At 45.2% G+C, this 18,708-nt stretch carries 16 protein-coding genes; 13 read left to right on the forward strand and 3 right to left on the reverse strand.

Going from position 1 to position 18,708, the window contains the following annotated elements:
• Window positions 1-156: 156 nt before the first annotated feature.
• Window positions 157-639, reverse strand: a complete 483-nt coding sequence (locus NBH14_RS25675) for a ferritin (RefSeq protein ID WP_186961637.1) — start codon at window positions 637-639, stop codon at window positions 157-159.
• A gap of 154 nt (window positions 640-793) precedes the next feature.
• Here NBH14_RS25675 and NBH14_RS25680 point away from each other — a divergent pair, with 154 nt between their 5' ends.
• The 4 genes from NBH14_RS25680 (at window position 794) to NBH14_RS25695 (ending at window position 5,475) form a co-directional block, all read left to right on the forward strand.
• Entirely contained in the window at window positions 794-2,278 is a 1,485-nt protein-coding gene (locus NBH14_RS25680) for a DUF4153 domain-containing protein (RefSeq protein WP_186961638.1), read from the forward strand.
• 159 nt (window positions 2,279-2,437) lie between these two features.
• Entirely contained in the window at window positions 2,438-3,658 is a 1,221-nt protein-coding gene (locus tag NBH14_RS25685; protein WP_186961639.1) for a sugar MFS transporter, read from the forward strand.
• Window positions 3,659-4,352: 694 nt separating this feature from the next.
• Entirely contained in the window at window positions 4,353-4,907 is a 555-nt protein-coding gene (locus NBH14_RS25690) for a hypothetical protein (RefSeq protein WP_186961640.1), read from the forward strand.
• Between the two features lie 49 nt (window positions 4,908-4,956).
• Window positions 4,957-5,475 carry a hypothetical protein gene (locus NBH14_RS25695; RefSeq protein ID WP_186961641.1) on the forward strand — a complete coding sequence of 173 codons (519 nt, stop codon included), beginning with the start codon at window positions 4,957-4,959 and terminating at the stop codon, window positions 5,473-5,475.
• A gap of 162 nt (window positions 5,476-5,637) precedes the next feature.
• Here NBH14_RS25695 and NBH14_RS25700 read toward each other — a convergent pair whose 3' ends face one another.
• Window positions 5,638-6,471, reverse strand: coding sequence for an OmpA family protein (locus NBH14_RS25700; RefSeq protein WP_186961642.1), 834 nt, complete (start codon window positions 6,469-6,471; stop codon window positions 5,638-5,640).
• A 95-nt stretch (window positions 6,472-6,566) separates the two neighbouring features.
• Between NBH14_RS25700 and nrfH the strand changes: the two genes are divergently transcribed.
• The 7 genes from nrfH to NBH14_RS25735 all read left to right on the forward strand — a co-directional run bounded on the left by nrfH (window position 6,567) and on the right by NBH14_RS25735 (window position 14,236).
• Window positions 6,567-7,154, forward strand: a complete 588-nt coding sequence (nrfH, locus tag NBH14_RS25705; RefSeq protein WP_010800218.1) for a cytochrome c nitrite reductase small subunit — start codon at window positions 6,567-6,569, stop codon at window positions 7,152-7,154.
• 25 nt (window positions 7,155-7,179) lie between these two features.
• Complete coding sequence (nrfA, locus tag NBH14_RS25710) at window positions 7,180-8,664, forward strand: ammonia-forming cytochrome c nitrite reductase (RefSeq protein WP_186961643.1); 1,485 nt, start codon at window positions 7,180-7,182, stop codon at window positions 8,662-8,664.
• A gap of 2 nt (window positions 8,665-8,666) precedes the next feature.
• A complete protein-coding gene (locus NBH14_RS25715) occupies window positions 8,667-9,938 on the forward strand; it encodes a cytochrome c biogenesis ResB family protein (RefSeq protein ID WP_186961644.1) in 1,272 nt (423 codons plus the stop codon).
• A gap of 3 nt (window positions 9,939-9,941) precedes the next feature.
• Window positions 9,942-10,736 carry a cytochrome c biogenesis protein CcsA gene (ccsA, locus tag NBH14_RS25720; RefSeq protein ID WP_186961645.1) on the forward strand — a complete coding sequence of 265 codons (795 nt, stop codon included), beginning with the start codon at window positions 9,942-9,944 and terminating at the stop codon, window positions 10,734-10,736.
• Between the two features lie 37 nt (window positions 10,737-10,773).
• Window positions 10,774-12,084: an alginate export family protein gene (locus NBH14_RS25725; RefSeq protein ID WP_186961646.1), complete on the forward strand. Its 1,311-nt coding sequence runs from the start codon at window positions 10,774-10,776 to the stop codon at window positions 12,082-12,084.
• Between the two features lie 64 nt (window positions 12,085-12,148).
• Window positions 12,149-12,814 (forward strand): Crp/Fnr family transcriptional regulator, encoded by a 666-nt coding sequence (locus NBH14_RS25730; protein WP_007659441.1) that lies wholly within the window; start codon window positions 12,149-12,151, stop codon window positions 12,812-12,814.
• A gap of 81 nt (window positions 12,815-12,895) precedes the next feature.
• Window positions 12,896-14,236 carry a sigma-54-dependent transcriptional regulator gene (locus NBH14_RS25735; RefSeq protein ID WP_186961647.1) on the forward strand — a complete coding sequence of 447 codons (1,341 nt, stop codon included), beginning with the start codon at window positions 12,896-12,898 and terminating at the stop codon, window positions 14,234-14,236.
• Window positions 14,237-14,282: 46 nt separating this feature from the next.
• On the opposite strand, the gene NBH14_RS25740 is transcribed toward NBH14_RS25735, so the two are convergent.
• A complete protein-coding gene (locus tag NBH14_RS25740; protein WP_186961648.1) occupies window positions 14,283-14,951 on the reverse strand; it encodes a chloramphenicol acetyltransferase in 669 nt (222 codons plus the stop codon).
• A gap of 859 nt (window positions 14,952-15,810) precedes the next feature.
• Between NBH14_RS25740 and NBH14_RS25745 the strand changes: the two genes are divergently transcribed.
• Together NBH14_RS25745 and NBH14_RS25750 are read left to right on the forward strand one after the other, a co-directional pair.
• Window positions 15,811-16,605, forward strand: coding sequence for a DUF6261 family protein (locus NBH14_RS25745; RefSeq protein WP_186961649.1), 795 nt, complete (start codon window positions 15,811-15,813; stop codon window positions 16,603-16,605).
• Between the two features lie 295 nt (window positions 16,606-16,900).
• Complete coding sequence (locus NBH14_RS25750; protein WP_250817858.1) at window positions 16,901-18,670, forward strand: PAS domain-containing sensor histidine kinase; 1,770 nt, start codon at window positions 16,901-16,903, stop codon at window positions 18,668-18,670.
• The last annotated feature ends 38 nt before the right edge of the window (window positions 18,671-18,708 follow it).

Consider the following 18,708-nt stretch of genomic DNA (forward strand, 5'->3'; position numbering starts at 1 on the left):
GACAAAAAGCCGTTTAGTGAGTTGTTCATGGGGACAAAAGATACTGGGTGCCAAATTGACACCCAGTTAAATCTTAATTTTTTTTAGTGGACACGTGTGGTTCGCGAACCGCCCCTACCAACGCGCTACATTCACATCTGATAATATCTGAACCAATTATCTCTTACTCAAATGATGATCCATGATTGCCACATGATGTTCACCGTAGAGTTTTAGTTTTTCAACGATGTTTTTGGCGGTTGCTTCTTCTTCCACTTGTTCACGTACAAAGCCCCAAAGGAAATCTTGTGTTGCCTTGTCGTTTTCAGCATGTGCGATATCTACCAGTTTGTCGATCAACTCGGAAACGTGAACCTCATGCTGGTAAACATGTTCGAATACTTCCAGCGGTGTGCCGAAAGCTGTCGGAACAACATTGATCTGTTCCAGTTTCACCTGTCCGCCACGTTTTACAGAATAATCAATCATTTTATAGGCATGATCGAGTTCTTCTTCCGATTGTTTTTTCATCCAATGGGCGCAACCGTCCAAACCTATTTGAGCAAAATGAATGTACATGGACAGATAGAGATTGGAAGACCACATCTCTGCCAGTATCTGTTCGTTCAGAGCATCGGATAATTTTCTACTTAAAGTCATAGCTGTATGTTTTATATTACGTTTATTGATTTTATTAATAAAACAAACAGCTATGGGATTTGTTCTAATATGTGTTTATTTATTTCGTCTCTCATCGCTTTTATGTAATAAGAAGTTCTTATCTTCGTTTCTATCTAATAAACGTTGAATCAATATGAAAAAGAAAATAGAGGTTCTCATAAGCAGGTTGAAACTGGCTGTCAGGAAACATCCGGTGGAAGTTGTGTTGTCAGTCGTTTTCAGTCTGGCAGGATGTGTCTATTTCGAGTATGGATTCGGATATTCTTTTCTGGCGCCGCCGCTGGCTTATTTTCCGGTCTTGTTCCTGATAACCTATATATTGAACGGACTGACCGTACAACACAAACTACGGCCGCTGTATTTTTTATCGGCTTTCTTTTTTATTCCTTTTCTGTGGCTGGATAAGGATGAGATATGGGAACCGACCTATCTGGTTTCATTGATTGTAGTGCAACTCCTCTATCTGGTTAGCGGCTGGAAACGTGATAATGATGAGTTTGTGCGTGTCGGGTTGCGTTATGTGAAGTCTTTATTATCTGCCGGATTACTGGCGGGAATAGCTTATCTGCTGGCAATTTCGATCTATACATCCATACAATACATCTTTGAGATATGGGAAAACAGTTACAGGAGTTTTTATACCGATTCGGCTTACCTTCTGTTTATGTGCGGGATGCCTTTGTTGTTCCTCATGTTCAATCAAGAAAGGGAGGAAAAGGAGGAGAGTCGTAACCGGCTGTTTGAAGTGCTGCTGAATTATGTGCTTTCGCCGGCTTTGCTGATCTATGCGGTCATTCTGTATCTTTATTTTATTAAGGTGGCGGTTCTCTGGTCGTTGCCGAAAGGGGCGGTGGCTTATATCGTTGTCAGTTTTGTTTCTGTCACTTTTATTCTGAAAGGTTGCCAGGTCTTTCTGACGAAGAGGTATTATGATTGGTTTTATAAACATGCCAGTTTTGCCGTATTGCCCGCTTTGGTAATGTATTGGGTGGGTGCTTGTTATCGTATCAACGAGTACGGATTTACAGAGCCGCGTGTTTATCTGCTTGTTGTCGGGTTGATACTGACTTGTCTGGCCGTTTTATTCTTTACCAAACAGTCCGGCCGTTATCTGTATGCTTCCTGCCTGGCGATCGTCTTCTTGTCGGTGGTTACTTATATACCCGGAATCACGGCAAAAGATATTGAACGGATTTCGCAAACCGGACGGGATGATTACCCTCCGGAAGATAAGAACTATGACTATCAGGCTTATCTTGAGATTGATAACGGGGAACCGTTGGATATTTCGGGCTATCAGTTTTTAATGCCGGTTGCCGGATATAAAAATCCCGGTAAAATGTGGACAACGACAGAACGGGATACTTTTTATCTGTTCAACCATAAAGGAGATACTATCTATCGGGAGAGTTTGACGATATTCTGGAACAACCAGTTGGCAAAAGCCGGGTTGACTCCTTATGATTCTATTCCTGAAACGATGTTCCCAGTTTTACTTGAGTTCGATATGGATTCGGCAAAACTGGTTTTTAATACGATCAATTTATACCGTAACGCTCCGGACTCTGCTTACCGGATTTCCTACTTTAATCCGAATTATTATCTGAAAAAGAAATAACCGGTCAGGACCTCCAATATCTGCGAGGTCCTGATTGTACATAGTTTATTGGCAGAAAAGAATTACCTTTGCAATCTGTTAAGTCATTTCCGGCGCCATATCGGCGGAGAAATGGCAATTGATGGACATATTTCAAATTACCCGAATCAAAAGAATCTGATGGAAAAGAAAAACAAACAAAGCTTATTTGCCGCCCCCAATGGAAAATCATATCTCGTTCCATTCATACTTATCACCAGCCTGTTCCTGTTGTGGGGATTTGCGCATGGTTTACTGGACGTACTGAACAAACATTTCCAGGGCGCTTTCACGATGACGAAGGCGGAGAGCGGCCTGGTGCAGTTTTCCACTTATATCGCTTATTTCCTGATGGCGTTGCCTGCCGGAATGTTTATGAAACGCTACGGTTATAAGAAAGGTATTATTCTGGGATTGTTACTTTTTGCTGCCGGGGCTTTCGCTTTTATCCCTGCTGCCTTTTTGCATTCTGCGACTCCTTTTCTGGTCGCTTTATTTATCATTGCCTGCGGGTTGTGTATTCTTGAGACGGCTGCCAATCCTTATTCGACTATTTTGGGACCGACGGAGTCGGGTGCGCAGCGTTTGAACTTGTCGCAATCGTTTAACGGGTTGGGCTGGATACTTGGTCCGCTGGTTGGCGGAGCTTTAATCTTCGGAGGTGCGCAGGATGACCCGTTTACCCTGACGAAACCTTATATTCTTGTGGGCGGTATCGTTTTATTGGTAGCTATCCTTTTCTTTTTCACCCGTTTGCCGGAGATAAAGGTAGAGGAACAGGAGGAAAATAGACTTGATACAAAACTCCCCTCCACTTCGATGTGGAGGCACGGGCAGTTTGTACGGGCGGTGATAGCGCAGTTCTGTTATTGTGCGGCGCAAACCGGAATCTTTAGTTTCTTTATTAATTATGTCACGGAACTCGACCCGCAGATGACGAATATCGAAGCCTCGCGGATACTTGCATTTGGCGGAATGGCTTTATTCATGATTGGCCGCCTTTCCGGAAGTTTTACGATGAAATGGATGGCTCCGGGAAAATTGCTGACCTGGTTTGCTTTGGCTGATGCCATCTGTATGGCGTTGGTAATTGTTTCTGCCGGAACGATATCTTTGTATGCGTTGTATATTTCATTCTTCTTCATGTCCATCATGTTTCCGACAATCTTTGCGTTAGGTCTGGAAGGGATGGGCACTTATACCAAAAAGGCATCTTCCTATATCGTGATGGGAGTAGCCGGTGGCGCTTTCAGCCCGATGCTGATGGGATATATCGGGGAAAACAATATGGCAATCGGATTCTTTGTGCCGTTGATTGCATTTCTGTATATTCTGTATTTTGCAATAAGATGTAAGAAGTAGAATTATCTTTAATTCTACTATCATACTATCACTGGTTGATATAAATGTATGATTATAAGCATTCTAATCTATGATAGTAGGTGTTTTTAACTATCATTTATCTATCATACAACCATCATTTTAACTCTATTTTAACTAAGCAGCCATCTTTTTGACCTTAAAAAGATGACTGCCCGGTTACATGCTGTCTCTCATAATTCGTTAGTCTACTACTTTTTTATCCCAAAACAATGACTTGATTTCACCCGAATGCAGACTTTTTGTTGCCGGGATGCCCATCTTACCCTGTTTTACACCCCCATCTTGACGATGCGAACACCCGGGTGTCGAAGGTGTCAAGACCCGGGTGTCAAGCAATATATGTTACTATGTTGTTGATTTTTAGCTATATATTTATCCAAAAGAAGACGTTTCCTATCTTACTTTTTAAGCGGGTATGATAGTAGCATGATAGATATATGATAGTTAAAACACCTACTGTCATAAGATAGAGTGTTGATAACTATGTATTTATATCAAATAATGATAGTATGATAGTAGATGATAAATATTTAATGATAAATAATATTAGGGGGGAGGCTTTTTTATATTTTATTATCACTGCCTCATACAATAATTTATTGATTGTCACTCACGCAATATGAAACAAAGGCTGGCGTTTAATGGATAGAAGTATTTAAAATGTGAGAATGATATGAGAAATCGAATGTTTGTGTTTTATCTATTATTGATGTTGACCTTGATGTCGTGTTCTAAGACTGAGATTGGTTTTAACGGTCAGGTTTATTTGTATTTGTCGGAGCCGGAAGTGAACCGGTATCCTGTAGAGAAAGGGGACAGTATCGTAGTGAAGGGATTTAATAGCTGGACTATCGGGGATGAACATAAAGGTATGCTGCCTGATAGTGTTGTGAGGGATTCGGGATACGATAAATCTTATGTTTATTATATCTGCGCGGTTACTGCTGAATTTAAGATGAATGAGGAGGATTTTATTATTATGTATGCTGATCAAAATACTAAATTAGGATATTCTTTTCCGGATATGGGTTATATTGGGGTTTCCAATACTGTAAAAGATTATGACAGTCTTGATGATTCATTTGTCATGAACACTTATCTAATCTATATTTCCCAGGAAAAGGATGGTAAAAAGATGGATATCTGGTATCCGTGTTCCCCTTTCGATTTGGAGTGGCATTGTTTTTCCTTTAAAGATATAGATGTAAAATCAAAAGAGGATAAATAGTTTGTTTTAGAGCTTAAAAGACTAGTATTTAATATTAAATTAAGGAATTATGAAGAATCTGTCGTTTATTTATAGTCTGTTAGTTGTCTTTGCTTTGCTTTCTTGTTCAAAGACAAAGTTCCATTATGATAAAAAAATCTATTTATCGGAACCGGAGATAACCTGGTTTACATTTGATGAGTATGACAGTGTGGCTGTCAAAGGATTTACGCGTTGTGAGGCTCTTGACGTGTGCAAAGGTGCGCTTCCAGGAAATGTAGCAAAGGAATCTGGGTTTGATAAATCTTATTTGTATTATATCTATGAAGCTTCGGTAGGAATGAAGGATAACGAAGAAAGATTGGTATTCAAGAATGTTGTGGATTTAGGATATTCAACCAGAGAACTTGAAAACAAAGGAACTTATCAGATAAGCCTGTTGGAAGAAAATGGAGATAAATACCTAAAAACATCTACCTGTCTTATTCATATTTTTCAGGAAGTAGGAGGAGAGAAACAAGATATCTGGTACCCATGTTCTCCCTTTGATTTGGAGTGGAGCTTTTTTTCGATTAAAAACCCACTATAGGTCAATAGAATAGCAGGACTGTTGCAAAAGTCCGTTTTGTCATGGCGGACTTGATCCGCCAACTCATACTAAATGGTGCATATCAACGTAGTATACGATCCCGGGTCAAGCCCGGGAGACAGACTGGATAGCGACTTTTGACACATTCCTGCTATTTATAGGTTATTGTAACATCTGATATAATTTATCCAGCTTCGGTGCCATAATGATCTCTGTCCGGCGGTTCTTGCTGCGGCCTTCAGCCGACTCGTTGTCTGCTACCGGCATATATTCTCCACGTCCGGAAGGTTGTATCTGCAACGGATTCACGCCGTAATCTTTTGTCAGGATACGGACAACCGAAGTTGCACGGATTACACTCAAATCCCAGTTGTCTTTGAACTGTGCCGTGTTAATCGGTTTGCTGTCGGTATGGCCTTCGATATATACATCTATATCCGACTGCTTGTTGAGGACTTCCGCCAGTTTAGCCAATGCCTCTTTTCCTCGTTTATCCACCCGGGCGCTTCCTGATTCGAACAATAACTTATCCGACATGGCGACATATACTTTGCCGTCTTTCTCCGTAACAGTCAGTTCCTCGCTGCTGAAACCTAATAAGGCATCCTTTACGCTGCTTAACAGCTTTTGAACTTTTTCGTTCTGGGCATTAATCATGTCCTGCAATTCGTTAATTGTCCGTTCCCGCTCGTTCAACTCTTCCATCTTCTGGCTGAGGAGGGAGTTTAACTTTTCCTGTTGCGTCATGTTCGAATTCAGCATCGTCTGATAGTTGCGGATGTTGCTGCCCATCTTTGCCGTGTCCCGCTGGAGGGCGGCGAGGCGCTCGTTCAGTTTGTCAGCGGCATCTTTGCAATCGACCAGTTGTTCCTGTAATGCATTGCCGCGGCCGATGGCTTCGAGCCGCCCATTCTCGGCTTCCAGGTATTTTTTCTTCGTTACACACGAGGTGCAGATCAGCAGTGCGGAGACTGCCATGAATAAAACTTTTCTCATTTGTTGGATAATTTTCGCGCAATGTAATATTTATTACACTTTACCTGTACTCGATTTAAGATATTTGTCAAGAATTAAACTTTAATTAAGGCTGTATGAAGATAAAAGAGATAATAAACGCGATTCTTCCTTCCAGGCGATGGAAATTATTTGCCATTGTCGCGAGCGGAGCGATTTGTGGTTTAGGCTTTTATACATTTTATGTATCGAGGGCCTGGAGTTACTTGTCTGATGAGCCGTCGACCTGTGTGAACTGTCATATCATGGGGCCTTATTATGCTACCTGGAGTCACAGTTCGCATAGCCGGAACGCTACTTGTAACGATTGTCATGTGCCGCACGAAAACGCCGCAAAGAAATGGTTTTTCAAAGGAATGGACGGTATGCGACATGCCGCTGTCTTTATGATGCGTGGCGAACCGCAGGTAATACAGGCAATCGACGAAAGCGCTGAAGTAATCATGAACAACTGTGTCCGTTGCCACACGCAACTGAATACCGAATTTGTAAACACCGGACGTATCGACCACAATATGGCGATGGCGGGTGAAGGAAAAGCCTGTTGGGACTGCCACCGCGATGTTCCGCACGGAGGTTCCAACAGCCTCTCGTCCACTCCTTCGGCCATTGTGCCTTATCCGAAAACCAATACGCCGCAATGGCTGAAAGATATGCTTAAATAAAACGAATAAATAAAAATCAACGAATATGGAAAAGAAACTTAAATCATGGCAAGGCTGGTTATTGTTCGGCGGGACAATGGCCGTTGTTTTCGTATTGGGCGTACTCGCTACCTCGATTAATGAACGGAGGGCCGAGATTGCCAGTGTGATGAATAACAAGAAAGTCGAGATTACCGGCATTGAGTCGGTAAACGAAAAATTTGCCCCGAACTATCCGCGGGAATATGAAACCTGGACGCAGACGATGGATACCAGTTTTCAAAGCAAGTATAACGGAAACCAGATGGTCGATGTGCTGGCAGCCCGTCCCGAAATGGTTATTCTTTGGGCCGGATATGCTTTTTCTAAAGATTACTCGACTCCACGCGGTCATATGCATGCGATTGACGATATGCGTCATACCTTGCGTGTCGGTGCTCCGATGACACCCGATGAAGGTCCGCAGCCGGCAACTTGCTGGACCTGTAAGAGTCCGGACGTTCCCCGTATGATGCAGGCGATAGGAGTAGATAATTTCTATAAGAGCAAATGGGCGGCAATGGGAACGGAGATTATGAATCCTATCGGTTGTGCCGATTGCCATGAACCGGAGAATATGAACCTGCATATCAGCCGTCCGGCCCTGATTGAAGCATTCCAGCGCCAGGGACGCGACATCACCAAGGCTACCCAGCAGGAAATGCGTTCCTTGGTTTGTGCGCAGTGCCATGTGGAATATTATTTTAAGGGTGACGGAAAGTATCTGACTTTCCCCTGGGATAAAGGCTTTACTGTTGAAGACATGGAGGCTTATTATGACGAAGAAGGTTTCGCAGACTATACGCATAAACTGAGCCGTACACCGATTCTGAAAGCACAGCATCCGGATTATGAATTGTCGATGATGGGTATCCATGCACAGCGTGGCGTATCCTGTGCCGATTGCCATATGCCTTACAAGAGCGAAGGCGGCGTGAAATACAGTGACCACCATATCATGAGCCCGTTGGCAATGATTGACCGTACCTGCCAGGTTTGCCACCGTGAAAGCGAAGAAACTTTGCGTAATAATGTTTACGAACGTCAGAACAAGGCAAACGAAATGCGTAACCGCCTGGAAGCCGAACTGGCAAAAGCACATATCGAAGCAAAGTTTGCCTGGGATAAAGGCGCAACGGAAGACCAGATGGCTCCGGTATTGAAACTGCTCCGTCAGGCACAATGGCGTTGGGATTTCGGTGTTGCTTCCCATGGCGGAGCATTCCATGCACCGCAGGAAATACAGCGTATCCTGGGTAACGGCCTCGACAGGACCATGCAGGCACGTCTGGCAGTATCCAAAGTCTTGGCTAAGTTGGGTTATACCGATGATGTTCCGATGCCGGATATCTCGACAAAGGAAAAAGCACAGCAATATATCGGTCTGGATATGGCTGCCGAACGTCAGGCAAAAGAGAAATTCCTGAACACTGTCGTTCCGGAATGGATTAAGGAAGCGAAAGCAAACAAACGTCTGGCTGAAAAGATTTGATTATGTGGAAGCAACCCTGGGGATATGCAGAAGGATGGGCGATAAGCATCGGCCTGTTCATTACCGGAGTCATTTTGCAAACGACAACCGGGAAGGTGGACGCGACTCTTTTCCAGTATCCCCTGAACGCTATAGCAGGAGGAGTGTTCCTGTTTTTCTTGATAATGATATATGCCGCGAGCTGTAAAGCTGCTGTTCTGCAGTGGTTTTACAGCCTGACGGCGAGTATTACCTCTTTAACGGCCTGGATGGTTTTGGTTATCATCATGGGACTGACCCGACAAGTGGCTCCCTCTGCAACGGTTACTCACGGAGGACTACTGTCCGGGTTAGGTTTCATGCAAATGACGGTCTCGTGGCCTTTCATGCTGCTGTTCCTTTATTTTCTCTCCGTATTGGGGTTGGTGACGATTCGGAAGATAAGCCGTTTTAAATGGAAAGATGTTCCTTTCATCCTGAATCATGCCGGATTATTCATTACGTTGCTGGCAGCCATTTTAGGAAATGGTGACTTGCAACGTCTGCGGATGACGGTTCCGCAAGGCGAACCGGAATGGCGGGCAACCGATGAAGCCGGAGAAATGCAGGAACTGCCTTTAGCCATCGAACTGAAATCATTTACAATCGACGAATATCCTCCGAAGCTGCTGGTTATCGACAATGCGGACGGTAAAGCGTTGCCCGAAAAGAATCCTGAAAACATCCTGGTCGAATCCACTCCTTTGTCCGGCAGCCTGCTGGATTGGGAGATAGAAGTAACCGACCTGTTGCCGATGGCCGCCTGCGTCCCTGGAAAGGACACGGTCAACTTTGTCGCCTTTCATTCCGAAGGGGCGACAACCGCCTTATACGTAACTGCCCGAAACAAGGCAAGCGGTGTCGAAAAAAGCGGTTGGGTGAGTTGCGGCAGCTTCATGTTCCCGTACGTATCCCTGCAACTGAATGAGGAGGTGAGCCTGGTCATGCCGGAACGCGAACCGAAACGCTTCGCCTCCGAGGTCTTGGTGTATACGAAGGAAAAGGAGCAGGCCGAAGCATTGATTGAAGTGAACAAGCCTTTAAGTATGGGCGGCTGGAAGATTTACCAGCTAAGCTACGACGAAACAAAAGGGAAATGGAGCCGCCTGAGCATCTTCGAGTTGGTGAAAGACCCGTGGCTTCCGTTGGTATATACCGGCATTCTGATGATGTTGCTCGGTTCCGTCTGCCTCTTCATTCTGGCACCCGGGAACAAGCCGGAACAGGCGGTCGTTAATGATACAAAAACTGTATAACGTATGGAATGGAATCATTTGATATATTTCGCTTTGCTGGCCGTGTTCTGCTGGGGCATGGGAGCAATGGCGGCTTACCGGCCCGGCAAGTCGTTGCAGGTGGTTTTGTGGACGGTTGCCGGCCTGGCTATCTTTATGGCTTTCATCGTCGGGATGTGGGTGTCGCTGGAACGTCCGCCGTTGCGGACGATGGGGGAGACCCGCCTGTGGTATTCCTTCTTCCTGCCGGTGGCCGGAATCATTACTTATATCCGCTGGCGCTATAAATGGATATTGTCTTTCAGTACGGTCATGTCGCTGGTGTTTATTTGTATCAACCTGTTTAAGCCGGAGATACATAATAAGACGCTGATGCCCGCCTTGCAAAGTCCCTGGTTTGCACCGCATGTGATTGTTTATATGTTTGCCTATGCGATGCTGGGAGCGGGGGCCGTGGTGGCCGTCTATCTGCTGGTCCGGTCGCGAAAGAGGGCGATTGAGCCGGGTGTAATGAATCTCTGCGATAACCTGGTCTATGTGGGAACTGCTTTCCTGACTATCGGCATGCTTTTCGGGGCGCTCTGGGCGAAAGAAGCCTGGGGGCATTACTGGAGTTGGGACCCGAAAGAGACCTGGGCGGCAGCGACCTGGCTGGGCAATCTGCTGTATATACACTTCCGGTTTCAGAAGAACAAACAATACAGGGCAGCCCTTGGAATACTGGTGTTCTCTTTTATCTTGCTGCAAGTTTGCTGGTTCGGTGTAAACTATCTACCTTCGGCACAGGGCAACAGCGTGCACGTATATAATATGGAATAACAAGCAAATGAAATATCAACTTAAATCGTAAACAAAAATGAAGAAACGGGTGATTGTTTTTTCCGGGCTTCTGTTGGTAAGCTCGATGTGGATGAAAGCAGACGAGAATGAAACATCCAAAGATAAAGAGAATACATTCTCGATGAGTGCGCAGATACGTCCGCGTGCAGAGTACAGGAACGGAGTTTTAAATCCCCGTAGCGAAGGGCAGGAGCCGGCCGGCTTCATCAATAACCGTGCCCGCCTTTCCATGAATTACGAGCGGCAGAACCTCTCGATCGGTCTTTCCGCACAGCACGTAGGCGTCTGGGGACAGGATCCGCAGATCGATAAGAACGGCCGTTTCATCCTGAACGAGGCCTGGGCAGAACTCGACTTCGGATACGGCCTCTTTGCCAAGCTCGGACGCCAGTCGCTCATCTACGACGACGAACGCATCCTCGGCGGACTGGATTGGAACATCGCCGGCCGTTATCATGACGCCCTGAAACTGGGTTATGAGAACAAACAGAACAAACTTCATCTCATCCTTGCCTTTAACCAGAACGACGAAACTAAAATAGGCGGCACTTTCTACGCCGAGGGCGCGCAACCCTACAAAAATATGCAAACCCTCTGGTACCAGCATATCTGTAGCCAGGAGTTTAAAGCTTCTTTCCTTTTCATGAATTTGGGACTGGAAGGCGGCGACCAGAAAGAGAAGGTTTCCGACACCCAGTTCATGCAAACGATGGGAGCAAACCTGTATTACCAGCCGGGCGACTGGACCTTTGGCGGTACCTTTTATTACCAGTCCGGCAAGAATGCGAAGAAACGTGAAGTCTCCGCTTTCCTCTGGGCCTTGAATGCCGCCTATAAAATCAATTCGCAATGGAGCGTTGCCCTCGGCAGCGATTACCTGAGCGGTGCAGACAACACGGACGGTCCGGATGCCAAATACACGGCCTTCGACCCGTTGTACGGAACCCATCACAAGTTCTACGGTGCGATGGATTATTATTATGCCACTCCCTTCCAGAACGGTTTCAATCCGGGACTTTGGGACAACCAGGTGAAGCTCGCCTTCAAACCGTCGAAAAAAGTCGACCTGTCGCTCGCCTACCATTATTTCTCCACCACAAGCGACGTGACGGTTAAGGGAAAGGACCTCGACCGCGGACTGGGTTCCGAACTCGACCTCCAGGTGGACTGGCAGATTATGAAAGACGTGAAACTCTCCGCCGGCTACTCCACGATGCTCGGAACATCGACGATGGAAGTCGTCAAGGGAGGCAGTAAAGATAGTTGGCAAGACTGGGGATGGTTGTCGATCAACATTAATCCGAGAATATTTATTGCCAAGTGGTAACTTGCAAGTGTCGGAAATGTTCTTATCTTTGTAAGAAACATTTCCGACACTAAATCGATGCTGAATGAATATAACCGATATCTTTCAAATACCGTTGTTCCGGAATTTCACGCAGAAGATGCAGGAAGACTTCCTGGAGAATCTGGAATACACACTAGAGAACCATCCGAAAGGAAAAACGATTATCCACCAGGGTTCGCCGTGCCAGGCCATACACGTTCTGCTCGAAGGTAAACTGAACGTAGACGTAGTCGACGTCTCGGGAGGCGAAGTCAGGGTAGAGGTCATCAAAGCCCCGCGCACCTTTGCCACTCCGCATGTTTTTGCCGAAAAGAACCAGTTCCCCGCCACCTTCTCGGTCGAGGAAGATGTCGTCCTGATGAAGATTTCCAAAGATTCATTCTTTAAGATGATGCATTCGATGCCCGTGCTCCTTCATAACTTCCTTTGCGTCAGCACCAGTTGCAACAAATGCACTATGACCCGCCTGCGTGTCCTCTCTTTTCGCGGCATCCGCAGCCGTTACATTTATTATCTGATAGACCATCTGAAAGAGGGCGAAGACACGGTCGATATGGAGCACAACCAGGTGCAGCTTGCCGAGTATTTCGGCGTCACGCGGCCCGCCCTTTCCAAAGAAATCAATAAGCTCGTAGACAGCGGTTTCATCCGCATCTCGCGTAACAAGGTGAAGGTACTGAACAAGCAGGCCCTTATCAGCATGCTATAAAATTCAGCATATTGCCCCGCATCCCCTTGCCGGAAAAAATAATCATCGTACATTTGCCTGCGTTACAGAATTGTTGAAAGTATGGGAAAAGTACTGATTATTGACGACGAAAAGCAGATTTTAGGTTTACTCTCACGTATCATCGGACTTGAAGGTTACGATGTGTTCCAGGCGTCCACCTGCCGGGCAGGTCTGAAACAACTGGAACAGCAGACCCCCGAAGTCATCCTGTGCGACGTCTGCCTGCCCGACGGCAGCGGCGTTGAACTTGTACGCGAACTAAAGAAGCTGCGCCCCCATTCCGAAGTCATCCTGCTGACCGCCCACGGTAATATCCCCGACGGCGTGCAAGCCATCAAGAACGGTGCTTTCGATTATATTACCAAAGGCGACGACAACAATAAAATTCTCCCCCTGATCGCCAAGGCTATGGAGAAGGCCACCGCCGCCTACCGTCAGGAGAAAGCCACCGCTTCGCCGGTCGGCCGGCAATATTCGTTCGACACCATCGTCGGCAAATCGCCCGCCATACAGGAGGCGATCGCCCTGGCCCGCAAGGTGGCGCAAACCGATGTCCCCGTGCTGCTGACAGGCGAGACAGGCACCGGAAAGGAAGTCTTCGCCCAGTCCATCCACCAACACAGTTCGCGTAGCGGAAAAGCCTTTGTGGCTATCAACTGCTCTTCTTTCAGCCGCGACCTGCTGGAGAGCGAGATGTTCGGCCATAAAGCCGGCGCTTTCACGGGTGCTTTGAAGGAGACGAAAGGACTTTTCGAGGAGGCCGACAACGGCACTATCTTCCTCGACGAAATCGGTGAAATGGCTTTCGACCTGCAAGCCAAGCTGCTACGTATCCTGGAGACCGGCGAGTTCATCAAGATTGGCGATACACGTCCGGTAAAGGTGAACGTCCGCGTCATCGCCGCCACCAACCGCGACCTTTCCAAAGAGATTGCCGAGGGACATTTCCGCGAAGATTTGTTTTACCGCCTTTCCGTTTTCCAGATACATCTGCCGCCGTTACGGGAACGGTCGGAGGATATTCCGTTGCATGTGAAGGCATTCGTTACGGCTTTGTCGGCAAAGATGGGCAAGGAAATCAAGACGATTTCGCCCGATTATATCAACCTGCTGAAAAAATACACCTGGAAAGGAAACGTCCGTGAACTCCGGAATATGGTGGAACGCAGCCTGATTATTGCGGATGGCGATGTGCTGACGCCGGATTCATTGCCCCTGAACATTCAGCAGCCCAATGCCGCGGCAAACGATGCCTATGCCGGATTTGACCTGAGCGGCGTTGAAAAAATGCATATACAGAAAGTCCTGAAATATACAAACGGGAATAAAACCGAAACTTCCCGCCTGCTGGGTATCGGGTTGACTACGCTGTATAGGAAGATTGAGGAATATGGGTTGTAGTTAACTATAACACACCCCCTGCCCCCTCTCGAGAGGGGAGGGGATACTATCCCAGATAATTTTCCACCTTCTGATAGAACGTTGCTAGATGCGCCCCATCCACAAACCCGTGATGCACGTTGATCGCGACGGGGATAACCAGTTTTCCTTCCCTCGTCACCGCCTTCCCCACGTTCAGCAACGGATAGCTGCTACCGCTTTCGCGCTCCTGCGTATGGGTCATCGATGTAAAATAAAGGTCGGGCGTCGCGCTCACCAGAATAACACTATACCGGTTTTCTTCAGACGACAGGTTTTCGGCATTATACGGGTCTCCGTCCTCCGGGATAGAGGCGATGATACGTCGCGCCTCCCGATGGAAGTCTTCAAACCCGGCTATCCACGGAATCCTGACCGTATAGAATTTCCCATTCTCCTTCATCCGGATGGGGCATAAGACATCGACAGTCTCGAAATACATCACCTGCCCTTTGTCATCCACTCTGAAGCGCAACTCCTTAATCTCGTTTGCCGCCCGCAAGATGGCGTATAAATAATGTATAAAGAAGGATTGCCCGTTCTTTTTCGCTTTCTCTTTTGCCGCAGTGCATTCCACTTCGGAGGTAATAGTGATACACGGATTCAGGAAATTCCGGAAGAAATTAAAATTATCTTTCCGTTCCCACGTTTCAATATCGACGATTTGTCTTTTAGGAAAGACCGTTTGCTTATCCATTCTCTACTAAGTTTTATTGATTGGATGCAAAGATAGCTATTTCGTTTTGAAGGAATCTATTTTTCAAAAAGGAAGACTGAAAACTTATTGTAAAATCAATCAATACCTAAATCCTCATAAGATTGATTTTTCATAAATAAAAAAATATATATGCCGATAGGGAATATTTACAAATAAAACATGTTAAATACTGAATGGATAACATGAGTGTACCCATTGAAAAACAATTTAGAAAAGCGTTAAATACGAATGACTAGATTAATCGTTCCTTTTTTCTGGTCACCACAAAGCAATGAAAAAATTATTATATAAACAAATATTATTAAGAAAAAAATGAATAAAAAGATTGATTTTCTTGTTATGATGAGTGTTTTTTAATCGGATATGGTTATTTCTAAAGAAAAGTATAAACGTGACTAGAAAAAAGGAACGATTAATCTAGTCATTTCGTTGTTAATAAATATAAACACAAATATAACTTGACCCCTTAACGGGCCATTACCTAAATCTGATAAAAATGAAACAAAGACAATCTGAACATCCTCCGAATGTTGATAAACAAACGGGGAAGCGAGAATAGAAATAAGGAGATAAAGATAAATTTGTTTTCAAGCATTTCATTAATACTAGATATGCCGGTTTATGTGTCGTGAGACACGTACGGCAGTAAAAAGCCTTCGATACGTGTATCGAATGGCTTCGGCACAACAAAGATCCCTCCGGTATGAGTATCGAGACTTTTTTAAAGGGTGGTCATTATATCGATACAAGTATCGGGGGATTGCGCCGAGGGCGTAATGTTATTGTAAAATATTGGAAACATTTTTACCAGATACTAAACGAATAAAAACACATACCTATGACTAAAATACAAACATTTGGAACAAAAACACGGTTGAAGAATAACGAAAGTCTGACGTTCGGCCGTGAAATAGAAACAGCTATTGAAGCCAAAGGCGACGATACGCTGGAGATAACCGATATATTTTCCGATTATAAGGCGAAATTGCAGGCGTTCGATGATAGCATTGTCAACGTTGCCAAAAGTTCTATTACCGAACAGATGGCTACGGGTAACAAACAACGTGGTAACCTGCATGTTGCCATACTTATAGAAATAAGAAACGGATTGAGGCACTTCGATCAGGATAAGCGAGACGGCGCTTTGCGTCTGAGCGTATTGGCTGATACTTTTACCGGTGCCCAACGGCGTTCGTTCGACGACCTGACAAGTTTTATCAATAACTTTTTACAGGAACTGGCGTCCGATAAATACAAGGCAGACGCTACTCTCTTAGGTTTGGACGGCTGGATAGCCGAACTTAAAAAAGCGAATGACCTTTGTGCCGAACTGACATCGAAGCGCTCGAAAGAACACTCCGAAAAAAGCGGAAAAGGAAGTACCGAAATGACACGTCCCATCTACGAGAAGGCTTATAACGCATTGGTGGAAAAACTGAATGCCCTGGCACTCGTTAAAGGAGATGATAAATACGCCGAACTGTTCGCATGGTGGAACGCGCGTATCGACCATTACCGTGTCGTCATCTCCGACAGCCTCGGGGCAGGCAAAGGAGGAAAGACGAGCACCGGAACTACCCGCCCGCCATCGTCGGGAGGAAGTAGCGGTGGCGACCGTCCGGAAATTGAATAGGAGGTTAGGATTGATAAGGGGGGTAGGCGGAGGCTGTGAGGTTTCCGCCTGCATTTTTGATACGAATTTGATATTCCATATTATGTTTTTTATGTGCTATTTTTGTGATAGTCAATAAAAATCAATGATTTTCATGAATTTATTTACAAATTGTCTTTGAAGAATAGATTTATTACAATAGCTTTGCGGGAACAGTGAAGCAATGTTTTTCAACTATTCTTCATATGTACGTAAGATGAAACAGAAAATACAATGAATTTATTAGAGGGGTATAACTTGGGTCTAAATTAAAATTATGAAGCGCAACATCGGTATATTTATTTTGCTGGAATATTTTACCGGAAAGATATATGCGGGGTGCATCCCTGCGATAAATATTTCTCCGGCAATAGGAGGGGATGCGTTTTGTTCTGCCAATTCTTCCATGCTGGAAAAGCCATTGAATTTTATCGAACATTATGACCTGCTGATATTCAGCCTCTATATCCTTGCTTCCATCATTGTTGCACTGCTTACAATCATCTATATCAGGCACATAAAATCGAAGATGCGGACCCGCGAATATAAATTGCTTCTTAAATACCGTGATTTATTCGACAATATGCCTATCCCTTATCTACGTAGTAAAGTCCTGAATAAAGGCGGACAGCTTGATTTTATTATTATTGATGTCAACAATGCTTTTGAAAAGAAGGTATTGCCCGGATTCAATATCCGGCATAAAAACAGGGAGCAGATTGAAGAAGCCTCGATTGGTTCGATGGACAGGTTTCTGGACGTTTCAAAAAAAGTACTGGCTACAAAAGAAACGCATACGGGCGAATATGAGGTGAACGGGGCTTCGTATACAGTCATCATTCGTTCATCGGAAGAAGAAGATGTGGTGGACGTGTTCTTTGTCGATGTGACGAAGCTGAAAAATTACCGCGAAAATCTGGAACTGGTAAATTATAAGCTGTCGATAGCGATAGAAGCGGCTGATATGATTTGCTGGTATTATGATATAAAGAATGATTTATTCTCCGTAAAAAAGATGGTGGCCGAATACGATTCGTTGACCGGAAAGACACACCGGAGGCTGGTCGAAGATAAAAACGTCCCGCTGGAAACGGCTTTGATGCTGGTGCATACCGATTTCCGTGAGCAGGCGAGGGAGTTGTTCAGGCGATTAATCAGTGGAGAGATACGCAGGGGACATCTGGAATACCAGTTGAGCGACCTGAATATCTATAACGACAAGGAAGTCTCATGGGAAGAGACGTTGGCTGAGGTCGAGTACGACAGCGAAGGGAATGTGATTGCCCTCGACGGCGTTTTCATGCCTATCACAGAACAAAAACAGCTGGAACAGAGCCTGCGCGACGCCCTCACTGCCGCTGAAGAGGCCAACCGGCTGAAATCCGCTTTCCTGGCAAATATGAGCCATGAGATACGGACGCCGCTGAATGCGATCATAGGTTTCTCCAATTTGTTGATTAACGTTGAGACGGAAGAGGAAAAGCAGGAGTTTATCGGGATTATCGAAAATAACAACGCGCTGTTGCTACAACTGATTAACGATATTTTCGACCTGGCAATGATAGATGCAGAAACGCTCGACTTTAACGAATCGAGGACTTCTGTCAACCATATTATTGACGAGATTGTGACGTCTGCCCGGATGAGGAACCGAAATAAGAATGTACAGTTTATCGGTAGCAAAGGATTGCCGCAGTGTTATATCGTCATCGCAAAACATCGTTTGGCACAGGTGTTGGCAAATTTGGTGAGTAATTCCATGAAGTTCACGGAATCCGGGTCTATAACGGTCGGGTATGAGTATGAGCAGAAAGGGAACCTGTTGAAGTTTTTTGTCAGGGATACGGGTATCGGCATTCCTAAAAATAAGATGAAAGAAATATTCCATCGTTTCACAAAGCTGAATACATTTATTCAGGGAAGCGGTTTAGGCCTGAGTATATGTGAAATGATTGTTCATAAGCTAGGTGGTAGGATATGGGTGGATTCGGAAGTAAACGAAGGTACTTGTTTCTGGTTCACCGTACCTTACCAATTTATCGAATAATATTTTTTTTTGGATTTTAGTTGTAAGGTCGTGAGACC

It is taken from the genome of Parabacteroides caecihominis, assembly GCF_023656785.1.
In the GTDB taxonomy this organism is placed as follows: Bacteria; Bacteroidota; Bacteroidia; order Bacteroidales; family Tannerellaceae; genus Parabacteroides; species Parabacteroides segnis.

Bases quoted from the DNA above. Each gene is read 5' to 3' on its own strand.
- NBH14_RS25715 (WP_186961644.1), top strand. From the start codon at position 8,667: ATGTGGAAGCAACCCTGGGGATATGCAGAAGGATGGGCGATAAGCATC.
- NBH14_RS25730 (WP_007659441.1), top strand. From the start codon at position 12,149: ATGAATATAACCGATATCTTTCAAATACCGTTGTTCCGGAATTTCACG.
- NBH14_RS25700 (WP_186961642.1), bottom strand. From the start codon at position 6,471: ATGAGAAAAGTTTTATTCATGGCAGTCTCCGCACTGCTGATCTGCACC.
- NBH14_RS25750 (WP_250817858.1), top strand. From the start codon at position 16,901: ATGAAGCGCAACATCGGTATATTTATTTTGCTGGAATATTTTACCGGA.
- NBH14_RS25745 (WP_186961649.1), top strand. From the start codon at position 15,811: ATGACTAAAATACAAACATTTGGAACAAAAACACGGTTGAAGAATAAC.
- NBH14_RS25725 (WP_186961646.1), top strand. From the start codon at position 10,774: ATGAAGAAACGGGTGATTGTTTTTTCCGGGCTTCTGTTGGTAAGCTCG.
- ccsA (WP_186961645.1), top strand. From the start codon at position 9,942: ATGGAATGGAATCATTTGATATATTTCGCTTTGCTGGCCGTGTTCTGC.
- NBH14_RS25680 (WP_186961638.1), top strand. From the start codon at position 794: ATGAAAAAGAAAATAGAGGTTCTCATAAGCAGGTTGAAACTGGCTGTC.
- NBH14_RS25690 (WP_186961640.1), top strand. From the start codon at position 4,353: ATGAGAAATCGAATGTTTGTGTTTTATCTATTATTGATGTTGACCTTG.
- NBH14_RS25675 (WP_186961637.1), bottom strand. From the start codon at position 639: ATGACTTTAAGTAGAAAATTATCCGATGCTCTGAACGAACAGATACTG.
- nrfH (WP_010800218.1), top strand. From the start codon at position 6,567: ATGAAGATAAAAGAGATAATAAACGCGATTCTTCCTTCCAGGCGATGG.
- nrfA (WP_186961643.1), top strand. From the start codon at position 7,180: ATGGAAAAGAAACTTAAATCATGGCAAGGCTGGTTATTGTTCGGCGGG.
- NBH14_RS25685 (WP_186961639.1), top strand. From the start codon at position 2,438: ATGGAAAAGAAAAACAAACAAAGCTTATTTGCCGCCCCCAATGGAAAA.
- NBH14_RS25735 (WP_186961647.1), top strand. From the start codon at position 12,896: ATGGGAAAAGTACTGATTATTGACGACGAAAAGCAGATTTTAGGTTTA.
- NBH14_RS25695 (WP_186961641.1), top strand. From the start codon at position 4,957: ATGAAGAATCTGTCGTTTATTTATAGTCTGTTAGTTGTCTTTGCTTTG.
- NBH14_RS25740 (WP_186961648.1), bottom strand. From the start codon at position 14,951: ATGGATAAGCAAACGGTCTTTCCTAAAAGACAAATCGTCGATATTGAA.